Origin of the sequence: Arthrobacter sp. M4, from assembly GCF_020251205.1 — a bacterium.
Classification (GTDB): domain Bacteria; phylum Actinomycetota; class Actinomycetes; order Actinomycetales; family Micrococcaceae; genus Arthrobacter.
Genome location: NZ_JAIWYX010000002.1, coordinates 368,077 through 381,909, shown reverse-complemented (window position 1 = coordinate 381,909; position 13,833 = coordinate 368,077). Strand labels below are relative to the sequence as shown.

Genomic DNA, 13,833 nt, shown 5'->3' with positions numbered 1-13,833 from the left:
GTCCTCGGGTCTCTGGCGGTCTCCATCGATCTTACGGGATGGCAGGGCACAGGCGGCCCGCCGCCATAAGCGGACCCCTGCCGCCAAAGGGAGCCCGACCGTCGCCTAAGATGGTCCAGTCGGCCGGCAGGGCTCAGGAACGCTGCCGGTTCTCCATGCCATCAAGCGGACAGCGAGGCCATGAACACGCGCAACGATCACAGTTCCCGTCCCGTGAGGGCCAGCATCTGCATGGCCACGTACAAGGGCGAGCGATACGTCCGGGAGCAACTGGAATCCATCCTTGCCCAACTGGGCTCGGACGACGAGGTGGTCATTGTGGACGACGCATCGCCCGACGGAACTGTTGATCAGATCGAGGCGATCGACGACCCACGGATCAGGCTGATTCGTGCACAATCCAACCAGGGCTACGTCAAATCCTTTCAGCAGGCGGTGCAGGCCAGTCGGGGGGAGCGGATCTTCCTTTCGGACCAGGACGACGTTTGGACAGAAGGTCGGCTGGATCGAATGCTCCAAGCCCTGGCGAGCTCTGCCGTCGTCGCGAGTAATTTTGCAGTACTGGATGGGGGGCCCCGGCCGTCCATTCCGCTCCTGCGTCCGAAGGACGGACCCAAGCGGCTGGCTAACCTGTTCGGCATCCTGATCGGCTACCGCGCCTACTACGGATGCGGCATGGCCTTTAGGCGTGACGTCGCAGACGTCTTTGTCCCGGTGCCGCGATACCTGCGGGAATCCCATGACCTATGGCTAGCCATTCTAGGCAACCTGGCAGGTTCCATGGCACATCTGGAGGAGCCCACCTTGCTACGCCGAATTCACGAGGAAAACGCCACGCCGCGGGGCTGGCGCTCGCTCCCTACGATCCTCCGAGCCCGCGTTGTGCTGGGGCTCCTGATGATCGAAGGATGGCGCCGCCTCCGCGGGCGTAACCTTCAACAGGCCTAGAAGTAGGAAATGTCCACAGTTCGCCGGGTCATGCTGTTGGACAATTGCCAGTTGTTGCCCCGGACAATGCCCATGGTTGTCGCCCGGTCCCCGTTCCAATCTCCCGTGACCGGGCGGTCGGTGGCTATTCCGTAGCCAAAGACATTGGACACGACGGGGGACTGAATGCGGTTGCTCAACCACCATTCCCCGTTGCGCCATATGCCAATCCCGGTTGTCCCATTCCCATCCCAGTCGCCAACGATGGGTGTATCGGAGGGGTTGCCGAATGTGGTGTATTCGTTGACCACGGGGCGGTCCACCGAGTAGCTGACCTGGAAGCTTGAGTTCCGCCAGATCCCGATGCTGTCCCGGCCGGAGCCATTCCAGTCACCCACAATGGGCGTGTCCGAGCCTATGCCGAAGCCCACAACCTTTGTGATGACCATCGTGTTGATGTCATCCACCAGCCACCAGACTCCGTTCCGCACGATGCCGATTCCGGCGTTGCCGTTGCCGTTCCAGTCACCGACCACCGGCTTGTCGCCGGGGTTTCCATAGCCAAAGCACCTCCGGGGAGCCAGAGGCATCTGGAGGCACCAGAAGCCGTCCTTGAACCACCCAACGTAACTGCGTCCGTCTCCGGCCCACTTGCCGGTAACCAGTGTGGCGCCGGGAATGAGACCGACAGGGTAGATGTCCGGAGTCGACGCCAGTTTCTGCAATTGGCTCATGTCTCCGTTGAAGACATTCTGGTCTCCGGGAAAAGTTGCCTTACGGGTCTGGGCTGCATCGGCGTAGTCGTTGGCGTATTGCCAGACGGTATAGGTGGGCCAGCCGCCCGGTATCGCAGGAGAATCCGTCCAATAGGACGCAAGCCACAGCGGGTTGACCTGGCTGAATTCGCTTGTGTCCGCCAGGCAGTCATGCCAGAACCAGTAACTGGTGTAGATCATGGCTTGCTTGTTGGTCATTTGGTACACGGTGCGTGTGAAGTCCCGGACCCACGTAGCCAGTGCCCCGGGCGACATGCTGTAACAGCGGTCGATGCCCTCGTTGTAGCTGCTGGGATGGTCTTCGATGTCCAGTGCAGGTGGCATGGTGACTCCGTCTGCAGACCAACCTCCGCCATTGTTCACAAAGAACCTGGCCTGGGTTGCCCCGTCGGAGATGTTCGGCCTGGCGAAGTGGTACGCACCGCGGATGAGGCCAACGTAAGCTGCGCCGTTGTACTGGTCGCCAAATGTGCTGCTTGTAAAGCTGGTTCCTTCAGTCACCTTGATATAGGCAAAGCGCGCGCCCTTGTTCTTCACGTCCTGCCAATTAACTGAACCCTGCCAGGAGCTGACGTCGAGGCCGAGCGGCTGGCCCTCCGTGCCGGTGGGCTGTTCCGGAACCGTGGGTTCGCCGTACGCCGCCGCGGAGAGTCGCCGAGGTGCTTGTTGGCCCGGCGCGGTGGCCGGGTTGACACCTGCACGTCCCATGGCGGCGGTCCCGGGCGTTCCGTCGAATCCCTTTCGGTCACCGCCTGCGCCGGATCCGGACGGAGCGGACGACGCCGGCGATGTCGCCGTTGCGGGGGAGCCGTCGGACGGAGCGGAGCCCTTGGAAGCCGTGTCTTGTGGAGATGTCGGGGCGGCGGTCGACGCCGGACCGCTGGCTGGCGCCGGGCTGGTCGGCTTGGGGGCTGGCGCCGTCGTGGTTGCTGCGGTGGGCGCCGCAGTTGGCTGTGTCGCCGTCTGTGGCTGTGCCTGCGGGGCAGGCGGAGCGATTGATTCGGCAAGGGCCGCAGGGCCAGTGCCGAGGGCCAGCGGTACTGCCAGCGCCAACGCGAGCAGTGATTTGTGGGCTGGGTTGGTAGGCAAAAAAACTCCCGGACATCGTGGCAGGCGGAATCGATTAAAAGACCCCCCAATTTGCCACAGAGAGTACCGTAATGTTGCAGGTGGTGCCAGAGTTTCCCAAGTTTCACATGTTGCTTTCCTTAACGCCACAAATTCCGTCAAGGGCCAGCCGGTAAGCTTGGCACCATGCAAAAAATCCTTGTCACCGGCGGTGCCGGCTTCATCGGTTCCAATTTCGTCCACTACTTGGTGGCCAACACGGATGCGAACGTCACTGTCCTGGACAAGCTGACTTACGCAGGAAACCCCGAGTCGATCAGCACGCTGCCCGAAGACAGGGTGAGCCTGGTGAAGGGCGACATCGCGGACGCAGCTCTTGTCGACGGCCTGGTGGCGGAGTCTGACGTAGTGGTCCACTACGCAGCCGAATCGCACAATGACAATTCCCTGCACGACCCACGTCCGTTCCTCGACACCAACATCATCGGCACCTACACGCTGATCGAAGCAGCCCGCAAGCACGACACCCGCTTCCACCACATCTCCACTGATGAGGTGTACGGAGACCTGGAACTGGATGACCCGGAGCGCTTCACCGAGCAGACTCCGTACAACCCGTCCAGCCCGTACTCCTCGACGAAGGCAGGCTCGGACCTCCTCGTTCGTGCATGGGTCCGCTCCTTCGGGCTGCGCGCCACTATCAGCAACTGCTCCAACAACTACGGTCCCTACCAGCACGTCGAAAAGTTCATTCCGCGCCAGATCACCAATGTGATTGATGGCGTGCGCCCGAAGCTCTACGGGAAGGGCGAAAACGTCCGCGACTGGATCCACGCGAACGACCACTCCTCGGCCGTGCTTGCCATTATCGACAAGGGCCGGATCGGCGAAACCTACCTGATCGGCGCCGACGGGGAAAAGAACAACAAGGAAGTCGTGGAGCTCATTCTCGAGCACATGGGCCAGTCGAGCGACGCCTACGACCATGTGATCGACCGCCCAGGCCACGACCTGCGCTACGCGATTGACTCCACCAAGCTCCGCGAGGAACTTGGCTGGCAGCCCTCATTCTCCAATTTCCATGCAGGGATCGAAGACACGATCAAGTGGTACCGCGACAACGAGTCCTGGTGGCGCCCGCAGAAAGCTGCCACTGAGGCGCGCTACAAGGAGCAGGGCCAGTAACCATGAGCATCGAGTTTTCAAAGCAGCTGCAGGCCCAGGAAACGCCGATTCCCGGCGTCGTTCTCTACCAGCTTCCGGTCCACGGCGACAATCGGGGCTGGTTCAAGGAGAACTGGCAGCGGGAGAAAATGGTTGCGCTGGGGCTCCCTGATTTTCGCCCGGTGCAGAACAACATCTCGTTCAACGAGAAGGCCGGAACAACTCGAGGCATCCATGCCGAACCCTGGGATAAATTCATCTCAGTGGCCACTGGCCGGATCTTCGGTGCATGGGTAGACCTCCGTGAGGGACCTTCCTTCGGAACAGTCTTCACGGCCGAACTGGATCCGAGCCAGGCAATCTTCATTCCGCGTGGCGTTGGGAACGCGTTCCAGACACTCGAGGACAACACGGCGTATACGTACCTGGTCAACGACCACTGGAGCGCGGACGCCCAGGGGCAGTACACGTTCCTGAACCTCGCTGACGAAACTGCGGCCATTCAGTGGCCAATCCCGCTGGACCAGGCCGAACTCTCCGACAAGGACAAGGCGCACCCCCGTCTGGCTGACGTCGCGCCGATGCAGCCAAAGAAGACCTTGGTGCTCGGAGCCGACGGACAGCTTGGCAAGGCGCTTCGGGCACTCTACGCCGGCGACTCTTCCGTCGAGTTCGCCGCCCGCGCCGAATTCGACCTCAGCTCCGAGGCAGCGTTCGCTTCCAAGCACTGGAAGAACTACTCCACGGTCATCAACGCGGCGGCCTACACCGCCGTCGACGCCGCAGAAACCACAGAAGGCCGAGCGAAGGCCTGGCAGGTGAATGTCGAAGCCCTGGCCCGCCTGGCCCGCGTTGCGGTCGAGTACGACCTCACCCTGGTCAGCGTGTCATCCGACTACGTGTTCGACGGCGTCAGCGACGCACACGTGGAAGATGAGCACTTGACGCCGCTGGGTGTCTACGGACAGACCAAAGCCGCCGGCGACGCCGTCGTCAGCGTTGTGCCGCGCCACTACATTGTCCGTACAAGTTGGGTGATCGGCGACGGCAACAACTTTGTACGTACCATGGCGTCGCTGGCAGAACGCGGCATCGAACCGTCCGTTGTCAACGACCAGATTGGGCGCCTGAGCTTCACCTCGGATATCGCGGCTGGCATCAAGCACCTGGTGGACACGAAGGCGCCATATGGCACATACAACCTCAGCAACGACGGCGAGCCGCAGTCCTGGGCCGACATTGCCGCTGACGTGTTCGAGCTTTCGGGTGCAAGCCGTGACGCCGTAACCGGAGTCACCACGGAGGAATACTTCCGTGGAAAAACAGTTTCGCCGCGGCCACTCAACAGCGTCCTAAACCTGGACAAGATCAAGGCCGCGGGCTTCTCTCCGGCGAAAGCAACGGACAGGCTTCGCGAATACCTCGCCTAAAGTCCGCTGAAGCGGCAAAAAGAGCGCCGGCCCGTGTGGGCCGGCGCTCTTTTGTCTCTATGCTTTGGCGGGTGCTTTGCCAGAGCGCCGCGTCCGGAACCGGACCAGCTGTTTATGCAGGCGCGGGGCGGCGAAGAGTCTTTCCCCGGGGTGCAGGTATGAGAACAGCATTCCTGCGCCGACCAACAGGATTGCTGTGTAGGCCAGAGTCAGAACTTCCCAGGTGAAAGGTGGCTGCCATCCCGGAACTGTAATCATGGTTTGCCAGTTTGCGTTTCCCGTAAGCCCAACGACGTAGCGTCGTAGGACGTAAATGAATCCGTAGGCGTGGGCGACCACGGCCGCAAAAAGGAACAGGCGGGTCATGGACTGCGCTGAACGTCCGTGCGGGAACCGCCGGAAGCGGAAAGCCATGCCGGCCGCAATCACAGCAACAAGGAAGAGAGGCAGGCTGTAGCGTCCCTGCCATACGAAACCAACTGTTCCGACGAGGGCCGACTGCATCAACGACGGGACGATGAGAAGCATGCCGAGGGCTGCCAGGAACCCGAGCTGCAGGCGGAAGTGCCTGACGAGGAACACGAAGAGCAGCACGAGCATCAGGAGCATGTTCCAGAACATAAAGACGGCTTGGGGGACAGGTGATTCCAGCCAGCCCATGACGCCGATGTACTGGGCCACGAAGTCGAAGGCGCGGTCGATCATCGTTAGGAACGCGTTGTGCGGTTTGATTTCGTAGGTGAGATTGGAGATGCCTGCTGGTGCTTCTCCCGCCGACGGCGGGGCATAGAGCATAAGCACGTTCCACACCATGCCTAGCGCGACGCCGACGGCCGTCAGGGCGACGGTTACAAGAACCAGTTTGTTCCTGAACAGCGCGCCGATGTCCTTCCAGCGGTAGATCAGTGCTGCGACGATAAGGGCGCACAACAGCCACGCCAGCGACACTGTCCTTGTGTTGGCAAGAGCTGCGGTGGCTGCGCCGACTGTGATGACGGCAGGTCTGACAACGCGAAGCTTGCTGGAGTTCTCCAGGACCACCAGGAAGCCGCAGAAGGCAGCCATGGTGGCGGAGACTTCCAGCGAGTTTGGATTGATGCCCGAGGCGAGGAACAAAATCATTGGCGTCATGGCCACGGACGCGGCTACAACGGGCCATTTCGGATGACGAAGCCTGCTGAGGGCTGTGAAGCCCGCCGCATACATAGCGGCCGAGATCAATGCGCTCATGATGCGCATGCCAAAGATGGCGGGTGCTCCCGACATGAACAGCGTCGGCAGGCCAACTATCCAGTAGTACATCGGGTTGTAGAGGCCCGCGGAAGTCACACCGATGGTGAGGTAGTCGTCGTCTGACGCGATACCCGGAGCGCAGCCGGCCGTTTTGTCTGCTGCGAAAGAGAAACAGTTCTGGGCTTGGAGGTTGGCGATGTACGACGGTACTTGGACGTGGACGCCGTGGCCATATGATTCGCCGGGCTGAACGAGGATTTGGCCGCGTGCCACGGCCGCAGCCTTGACCGTGTGGGCAGGCTCGTCCGGGAAGGCCATCAGGGGCGTGGCGAGGGACCAGAGCACCATCAGCCCCGCGAGGAGGGCGAAAATGCGTAGGAAGACTCCAGTAGCTGGTCCGGCCATCTGTCCGGGGCTCGGGAGGACGTCGGCTTTAGCACTTCCTGCGCCCAGGAAAGGCAAACGTGTGCGTAGTTCGCCGGTTGCTGACTGCAGCTTGCTCATGGCCTGACCTCAATCCCGTCGACCAGTTTGCGGGCTTTCTTGAGTGCTTCTTCGCTGGGGGACGAAACCCCTGCAAAGTAGTTGGAATTGCTTTGGCCGGCCCCCAGGACGAAGCCTGCCCAAGACTTGACCAGTGTCTTTAGCGACTCGTTCTTATAGGAACTGCAGAAAGCCTGGTAGCCCACTGCTGCCAGCGGGTAACCGTCGGCGGGCGCGTCATTCATTGTGACCTGGATTCCGCCGGCAGTCTCGGTGACGGTGGAAGCGTCTACGGAGCGGGCAACGGCGTCGTTGGTCATGCGCATGTAGTCCGCCCCAAAAGGCAGCAGTGCGGTGTCGAATCGGGATCCGATGGCTGACTTGTCCAGGAAGGCGATGGACCCCGCTGTGTCATCAACTTTCTTGGGGATGTCCGCGTACTTGGAGACCTGGCTGCTGCGGGTGGATTCCGGCCAAGTGAGTGAGGCTTTTGTGCCCCAGTCCTGGCTTCTGTTGAGGTAACCAGTGGCCGCAGATGTCAGCACCGAGGATTCCTTGGCAGTGACAGGAACGATTTTCTTGTCAGGCAACTCTGCTTTGGGGTTCAGCCTGGCTATCTCCGCGTCGTCCCACCGCGTGATACGGCCGGTGAAGATCCCCGCGAGAATGGCCGGATTCAGGCGGAGGTTCTTAACGCTGGGCAAGTTGAAGGCCACGCCCACGGGGATCAGGGTGACAGGAACGAAAAACGCCCCGTCGGGACCGCACACCTTTTTAGTGGCCTCCACTTGAGAGCTGGTGAGAGGGGTGTCCAGTGGAGCGAAGTAGGCCTGAGCGCTTGCCAGGGCCGAAACACCGACGTCGTTGCCATCCGGTGAAAAGTTCAGGGAAGTGGCAGGGTGTTCCTTAGCCCAGCCCTGGCGCCACGCCTGGATGGCCGCACCCTGTGAGCCGCTGCCTATGGCAGTCAGGGCTCCGCGGACGTCCCCCGGGGACGAACCGCCGGCGCAGCCACTCAGGGCGAGTGTGGACGCCACGGCGCAGGCAATGGCCATCCGAATCGACCGATGGTCCAAACGACGTCCTTTCACTGAAAACTTGGGCATAACCTCTACAACCCTAGCTGTTCCCGGCCTCGGGTCCCGAAACGGCAGGCGACGTGAGCTTGTCCTGCTGCCGGGCCCGCACTGGTTTCCCCTCGCCCCGCCTGCCATCAATGGCGCGCTCTTCGGGAAGGCTGGCATCGCCTATAAAGCGCGCGTCATCGAGGAGACGAGTGTCGCCGTCGGCCCCTGCGAATACAGCCCGATGGAGGACGACGGCGGCCGCCGCCAGGACGGCAAGGTACAGCAGCGCGAGGGCGACCCAGCCCAATGGTGGCTGCCATTGGGCTTTGTCCACCATGTCGCTCCAATTGGACGATTCCTGCAGCCCGATCGTGTAGCGGCGCAGGCCAAAGACGAAACTGTAGAAGTGGCCGAAGACTGCCAAACCGACAGTAATCCCCACTGATCGCCGAACTGCTGTCCCTCGCGGAAGGGAAACATGCCTCAAAGCAACCGCGCAGGCGGCAGTCATGACAACAAGGAGCGCCAGGATATAGCGGCCCTGCCAGATGTAGCCCACGTCCTTGGCCAGGGGAATCTGAAGGAGCGGCGGAAGGGCAACCATGGCCAGAAGCAACCCTCCGACCGCGAATCGGGAAGACCGCCGGGAGAACGACAGCGCCGCGATCAAGGTGGCGCCGATGAGGACAGACCAGATGACAAGGACACCGGATGGACCCCGGGTGTCCAGCCATCCGAGATAAGACACGTATCCGGCCGCAAACTCGAATGTTCTGTCCAGCATGACCGCCACGATCTGGATAGGAGTCGCGTCGATGCCCTCACCCAGAAGGCTCTGGAAACTGTCGGCAGTCTTCAGCCAGAGGATCGAGAGGCCGCAGCCAGCCGCAACAATGGCAGCCATGAGCCACACGAAACGTTGCCTGACCGCCAGCTGAAGCGGACGGCGCCCAAAAATCAGCAGGGCCGCCGCCACAGCCAAAGCCAGCCAAAGCAGGGAGGCTGCACGGGTGTTGGCAAGTATGGCGGCAGACACAGCCATGGCGGCCAGGGGCCTCTTCCACGTGGCGGAGCTTCCCATGCGCTCCAACGCCAGGCACAAGGTCGCGAAAACTGCCATGGAGGCGCCGATTTCCAAGGCATTGGGGTTGATGGCTCCGCCAAGGTAAAAAACCATGGGTGTCAGGCTCACAGCCCCGATGAGGAGGGGCAGCCGCCCTCGGCGGAGGGATGCCAGGGAAGCGAGCGCCAGAGCCAGGAATGCGGAGACAATCAACGCACTCGCAATCCGCATGGCATAGATTGCCTTTGCTCCGCTGAAAACAAGGCTGGGCAGGCCAGTGACTGCGTAGTACATCGGGTTGTAATTCCCGGCGCTGGTACGTGCCTCTTCGGGGTTGGTGTCGCTTGCCGGGACCTGTGGCGCGCAGCCAGCGGCTACTAGTGGTTTCCATGCGAAACATGCCGGCAGGCCCTCGACAGAAGCTATGTAGGCCGGAACGGTCACAACGGTGCGTTCGCCCTGTGCTGCCCCGTTCTTGCCTTGCAGCTGTCCCCGCACCACGGCAGCAGCCTTGATTGTGTGGGCAGGCTCGTCCGGTGATGACATGAGGGGGCTGGCCAGCGCCCACAGGGACGAGAGCATTCCCAGAACTATAAACGCGGTGATGAAGGTCCGCACGCCTGACGGGATTCCTCTAAGTTTCACTGGTCTGCTGCCGAATCTTTCCGTCTTGGGGCCCAATTGCTTGGTTCTGGGCCCTGCGCTAGTTGCCAAGGGTGCACCTTCCACTGTAGTGCGTGCGGGCGAATCCACCTTTGATATTCACAGCGCTTTGATATTCACAGCGCAGGTGGGCTCGCCTCCGAGGGGGGGGAGGACGACTCCACCCTGTGCTTTGCGTCAGTGGCTTCCTTGCGGCCAAGTATGACCAGCAGTTGTTCTGCGTTAGACTGCTTGGGTTTTTGGACCTGTCCGCACAGATGCGGGCAAGTGAAGGCCAAATGTTCACCAGCCAGCCGGAATTTGGGGGTTTACCGCATGCGAATGTTGCGCCGCATTCGCGAGTGGGTGATGGCGAGCCACCTCTTGAAATTCCTCATCGTTGGCGGCCTGTCATTTGCCCTTGACCTCGGTTTGCTGGTGGTGCTCCACGAGCTTTTTCTTGTTGACCTGTGGATCGCCACGCCCATTGCGTTCCTAGTGAGCTTGGCTTTCAACTTCCTTCTGCAGAGGTCGTTCACATTTCAATCGGACTCGAAGGCCCACATCAGCCTTGTGAAGTACGGGGCCTTGGTTGTCTTTAATCTCGTGGCAACTGATGTCATTGTGAATTTCTTTGACCATGTCGGGGCGGGGTACGGGATTGGCAAGGCTGTCGCAACCATCTCCACTACCGTCTGGAACTTCTTCCTCTACAAGCACTGGATCTTTAGGCAGGCGGAACCGACTCCCGAACCATTGGACGTCAGCTCCAACGGAGACTAGCCGACCGTAGGAGATATGGCCTGACCGGATCCTCCCACGTTTTCCACAACCGTCGGCTGCTGGCTTTGAAGCGGTGTTTTTGCCTGCGTAGCCTTGGTTCCATTGGCGGATTCCTGCCCCCGAAGACCGAGGGTGGGAACAAATTTCGGGGGGCCAAATGGAAGCAGCGCGCATTGTCGAGGACGAAGTTCGGGAACTGATAAGACGGAGAGGACTAGACCCTCTCACGCAGTCAGGCGAGGTTCTCAGGCTAGTGGAGGCCGCCGTCACCGACTACGACGAGCGCGCGCTACTGGGGCCGCTGCCTCCTCTCGGTTCCCTGGATTCAGCACGCAAACACATTTTTGATGCGGTGGCTGGCTATGGTCCGCTCCAGCCTCTCCTGGATGATCCACTGGTCGAAGAGATTTGGATCAACGCACCCCACGAGGTCTATGTGGCCCGCGAAGGGGAGTCGGAGCTGACGGCAGTGACATTGACTGACCAACAGGTTCGGGACCTCGTCGAGCGGATGCTAAAGACGTCGGGTCGCCGGCTGGACCTATCCTCACCGTTCGTGGATGCTTCCCTGCCGGACGGCTCCCGTCTCCATGTAGTCATTCCGGACATCACTAGACGCCATTGGGCTGTTAACATCCGGAAATTCATCGCCCGGGCAAGTCGCCTTGACCACCTCGTGGAACTCGGGTCACTCACGCCGCAAGCCGCCAGATTCCTCGGCGCAGCTGTGGCGAGCGGCTTGAACATACTGGTTTCCGGCGCCACCCAGGCTGGCAAGACCACAATGTTGAACTGCCTCGCGGCGAGCATTGGTTCTCGGGAACGCATTATTACGGTCGAGGAGATTTTCGAGCTGCAGTTTCCGCTCCGGGATGTCGTCAGCCTTCAATGCCGGCAACCGAACCTTGAAGGCTACGGTGAAGTACCGTTGCGGCGGCTGGTGAAGGAAGCTCTGCGCATGAGGCCGGACCGCTTGGTGATTGGCGAGGTCCGGGAGGCAGAAAGCCTCGACATGCTGATTGCTTTGAATTCAGGACTTCCCGGAATGTGTACCGTCCATGCCAATTCGGCTCATGACGCCGTGACGAAGATTTGTACGCTGCCGCTCCTCGCGGGTGAAAATATCTCAAGCGCCTTTGTGGTACCCACAGTCGCATCCTGTATCGACCTGGTGGTCCATTGCCGTCGACAGGCAAACGGGCGGCGACAGGTCACGGACATCCTGTCCCTTGGCGGCAGGGTGGAGAACGGTGTCATCGAGTCTTCCATGGTCTTCGCTCTCGATGAGGGCCAGCTCAGGGCAAGACCCAGCGCCATGCCTTCCGTCGAGAAATTCGCACGCGCAGGGTATGACGTTGCTGCACTTCTTGGACGGTACTGATGGCGCTCGTATGCGGCGCGGTCCTCGGCCTGGGTCTCCTGCTGCTCTGGTGGTCTGCCTGGGAACGTCCTCCCGCCAAAGTGAAAGTCAGGAAACGGCGGCTTGACGACATGCTGCGTGCTGCAGGTGTAGAGAAGGTCTCCGCGCAGGGGCTGGTGGCTTCCTGTGCAGGCCTTGGCGTATTCATTGCATTGGCCGCTTTTGCCTTTACTGCTTCGCTTCCAGTCTCCGCCTGCTTTGGGGTTTTTGGTGCTGGGCTTCCCGTGGCAATCGTTCGGTGGCGGGCGCGACGGCGGAGCACGGTTCTGCGGCAACTGTGGCCCGGTGTTGTGGATCACTTGCGATCGGCCATCAGGGCAGGCTTGTCGCTGCCTGAGGCCCTGATCCAATTGGGTGACAGCGGGCCCGAGGAACTCCGATATTTCTTCCGCGACTTTGGTGCCGACTATCGGGCCGGCGGGCGCTTTGACGCTGCACTCACAACCCTCAAAGACAGGCTGTCGGATCCGGTGGCCGACCGCATCGTGGAGGCCCTTAGGCTGACGCGTGAAGTAGGCGGCTCTGATCTCGGTCGGCTACTTGGAACCCTGGCCGAGTTTCTCAGGGAGGGAGCCCGGACACGCAGCGAACTCGAGGCGCGCCAGTCCTGGACCGTCAATGCAGCCCGTCTGGCGGTGGCCGCACCCTGGATTGTCTTGGTCCTGTTGGCCACACGCGCTGAGGCAATCCAGGCCTACAACACTCCTGCGGGAGTTGCCGTTCTGCTCGCAGGACTGTTGATTTCGGTTGTTTGTTATGCGGCGATGCTCAGGATTGGAGCCCTTCCGGATGACGAGAGGGTGCTGAGATGAGGGGGGCCACTGCAGTCACTGTCCTATGCGGCGTGGTTCTCGGGGCAGGACTGTGGCTTTCCCTGGTTCGCCTCCCGGCCATGCGGGCCATTCGCTTCGTGGAGAGAATCGAGCCCCAGCTCAGGACGCAGAACGTTCAATCCCGCTTGTTGGCGACAGTAGCCCTGAACGTTACACCGTTCGGTCCGCTGGAAAGGATCCTCCGACCAGTCATCCACGACGTCGTGCGGTCGATATCGAGGATGAACCTTGGAAACGCCGCACTCGCCAGACGCCTTTCCCGTGCAGGGTCTGCGCATTCACCCCTTGACTTCCGGGCGGAACAGCTGTTTTGGGCGGCAGCGGGATTCGTTGTGGCAGTTGTATTAGTGATCGCCAGCGCTTTGGGCGGGAGACTCAGTCCGGTTCTCGCCGTGGTGGCAATTTTCGGAAGCGCTGTAGGAGGCTTCCTTCTGCGGGACTACGTGCTGAGTCAGAAGATCCGGAAACGAGAAGCCCGGATGTTGGCGGAATTTCCAAGCCTCGCCGAACTCATGGCCCTTGCCGTCGGCGCTGGTGAGAGTGCGGCAGGCGCCTTGGAGCGGGTTTGCCGCACAGCGCGGGGCGAGCTTGCGAAGGAATTCGCCCAAGTGCTGGCGGACAGGCGGGCAGGCAAACCTTTGGTGGAAGCACTCCAAGGTTTTGCGGGTCGAACAGACGTGGCACCACTTGCGCGCTTCGTTGATGGAATCGTCGTTGCCGTCGAACGGGGTACCCCGCTGGCCGATGTCTTGAGGGCACAGGCCCAGGACGTCAGGGACGTCGCCAAACGCGAGCTTATGGAGTCCGCAGGCCGCAAAGAAATCGCGATGATGATTCCGCTGGTGTTTGGCGTATTGCCACTAAGCATCATTTTTGCCGCCTTTCCAGGGGTCGCCGCGCTCCAAATTGGGCTGTAAACAGCCAAAGAAGATGCATTACCCGCG

At 61.1% G+C, this 13,833-nt stretch carries 11 protein-coding genes; 7 read left to right on the top strand and 4 right to left on the bottom strand.

Features of this window, described 5'->3' with window-relative positions:
* The first annotated feature begins 180 nt into the window (after positions 1-180).
* A complete protein-coding gene (locus LD110_RS05400) occupies positions 181-948 on the top strand; it encodes a glycosyltransferase family 2 protein (RefSeq protein ID WP_225496911.1) in 768 nt (255 codons plus the stop codon).
* Here the strand turns inward: LD110_RS05400 and LD110_RS05395 are convergent.
* Positions 945-2,792 carry a GH25 family lysozyme gene (locus LD110_RS05395; RefSeq protein ID WP_225496909.1) on the bottom strand — a complete coding sequence of 616 codons (1,848 nt, stop codon included), beginning with the start codon at positions 2,790-2,792 and terminating at the stop codon, positions 945-947. The genes LD110_RS05400 and LD110_RS05395 overlap by 4 nt on opposite strands.
* A gap of 165 nt (positions 2,793-2,957) precedes the next feature.
* On the opposite strand from LD110_RS05395, the gene rfbB reads away from it, so the two are divergent.
* Entirely contained in the window at positions 2,958-3,956 is a 999-nt protein-coding gene (gene rfbB / locus LD110_RS05390; RefSeq protein WP_225496907.1) for a dTDP-glucose 4,6-dehydratase, read from the top strand.
* Between the two features lie 2 nt (positions 3,957-3,958).
* Positions 3,959-5,365, top strand: coding sequence for a bifunctional dTDP-4-dehydrorhamnose 3,5-epimerase family protein/NAD(P)-dependent oxidoreductase (locus tag LD110_RS05385; RefSeq protein ID WP_225496905.1), 1,407 nt, complete (start codon positions 3,959-3,961; stop codon positions 5,363-5,365).
* Between the two features lie 57 nt (positions 5,366-5,422).
* On the opposite strand, the gene LD110_RS05380 is transcribed toward LD110_RS05385, so the two are convergent.
* Genes LD110_RS05380 through LD110_RS05370 form a run of 3 tightly spaced genes read right to left on the bottom strand, consistent with a single transcriptional unit; the run spans position 5,423 to position 9,829 of the window.
* On the bottom strand, positions 5,423-7,102 hold the full coding sequence (locus LD110_RS05380; RefSeq protein WP_225496903.1) for a DUF2142 domain-containing protein: 1,680 nt from the start codon (positions 7,100-7,102) through the stop codon (positions 5,423-5,425).
* A complete protein-coding gene (locus tag LD110_RS05375) occupies positions 7,099-8,157 on the bottom strand; it encodes a substrate-binding domain-containing protein (RefSeq protein ID WP_225496901.1) in 1,059 nt (352 codons plus the stop codon). The genes LD110_RS05380 and LD110_RS05375 overlap by 4 nt, the downstream gene beginning before the upstream one ends.
* 43 nt (positions 8,158-8,200) lie before the next feature.
* A complete protein-coding gene (locus LD110_RS05370; RefSeq protein ID WP_225496900.1) occupies positions 8,201-9,829 on the bottom strand; it encodes a DUF2142 domain-containing protein in 1,629 nt (542 codons plus the stop codon).
* A gap of 366 nt (positions 9,830-10,195) precedes the next feature.
* Between LD110_RS05370 and LD110_RS05365 the strand changes: the two genes are divergently transcribed.
* From LD110_RS05365 to LD110_RS05350, 4 genes are all read left to right on the top strand, one after another.
* A complete protein-coding gene (locus LD110_RS05365; protein ID WP_225496899.1) occupies positions 10,196-10,636 on the top strand; it encodes a GtrA family protein in 441 nt (146 codons plus the stop codon).
* Positions 10,637-10,793: 157 nt separating this feature from the next.
* Positions 10,794-12,017: a CpaF family protein gene (locus tag LD110_RS05360; protein WP_225496898.1), complete on the top strand. Its 1,224-nt coding sequence runs from the start codon at positions 10,794-10,796 to the stop codon at positions 12,015-12,017.
* Positions 12,017-12,868: a type II secretion system F family protein gene (locus tag LD110_RS05355; protein ID WP_225496897.1), complete on the top strand. Its 852-nt coding sequence runs from the start codon at positions 12,017-12,019 to the stop codon at positions 12,866-12,868. The genes LD110_RS05360 and LD110_RS05355 overlap by 1 nt, the downstream gene beginning before the upstream one ends.
* Complete coding sequence (locus tag LD110_RS05350) at positions 12,865-13,806, top strand: type II secretion system F family protein (RefSeq protein WP_225496895.1); 942 nt, start codon at positions 12,865-12,867, stop codon at positions 13,804-13,806. The genes LD110_RS05355 and LD110_RS05350 overlap by 4 nt, the downstream gene beginning before the upstream one ends.
* Positions 13,807-13,833 lie beyond the last annotated feature (27 nt).

Coding starts and splice junctions, on each gene's coding strand:
- LD110_RS05400 (WP_225496911.1), top strand. CDS start 181: ATGAACACGCGCAACGATCACAGTTCCCGTCCCGTGAGGGCCAGCATC.
- rfbB (WP_225496907.1), top strand. CDS start 2,958: ATGCAAAAAATCCTTGTCACCGGCGGTGCCGGCTTCATCGGTTCCAAT.
- LD110_RS05385 (WP_225496905.1), top strand. CDS start 3,959: ATGAGCATCGAGTTTTCAAAGCAGCTGCAGGCCCAGGAAACGCCGATT.
- LD110_RS05380 (WP_225496903.1), bottom strand. CDS start 7,102: ATGAGCAAGCTGCAGTCAGCAACCGGCGAACTACGCACACGTTTGCCT.
- LD110_RS05365 (WP_225496899.1), top strand. CDS start 10,196: ATGTTGCGCCGCATTCGCGAGTGGGTGATGGCGAGCCACCTCTTGAAA.
- LD110_RS05360 (WP_225496898.1), top strand. CDS start 10,794: ATGGAAGCAGCGCGCATTGTCGAGGACGAAGTTCGGGAACTGATAAGA.
- LD110_RS05355 (WP_225496897.1), top strand. CDS start 12,017: ATGGCGCTCGTATGCGGCGCGGTCCTCGGCCTGGGTCTCCTGCTGCTC.
- LD110_RS05350 (WP_225496895.1), top strand. CDS start 12,865: ATGAGGGGGGCCACTGCAGTCACTGTCCTATGCGGCGTGGTTCTCGGG.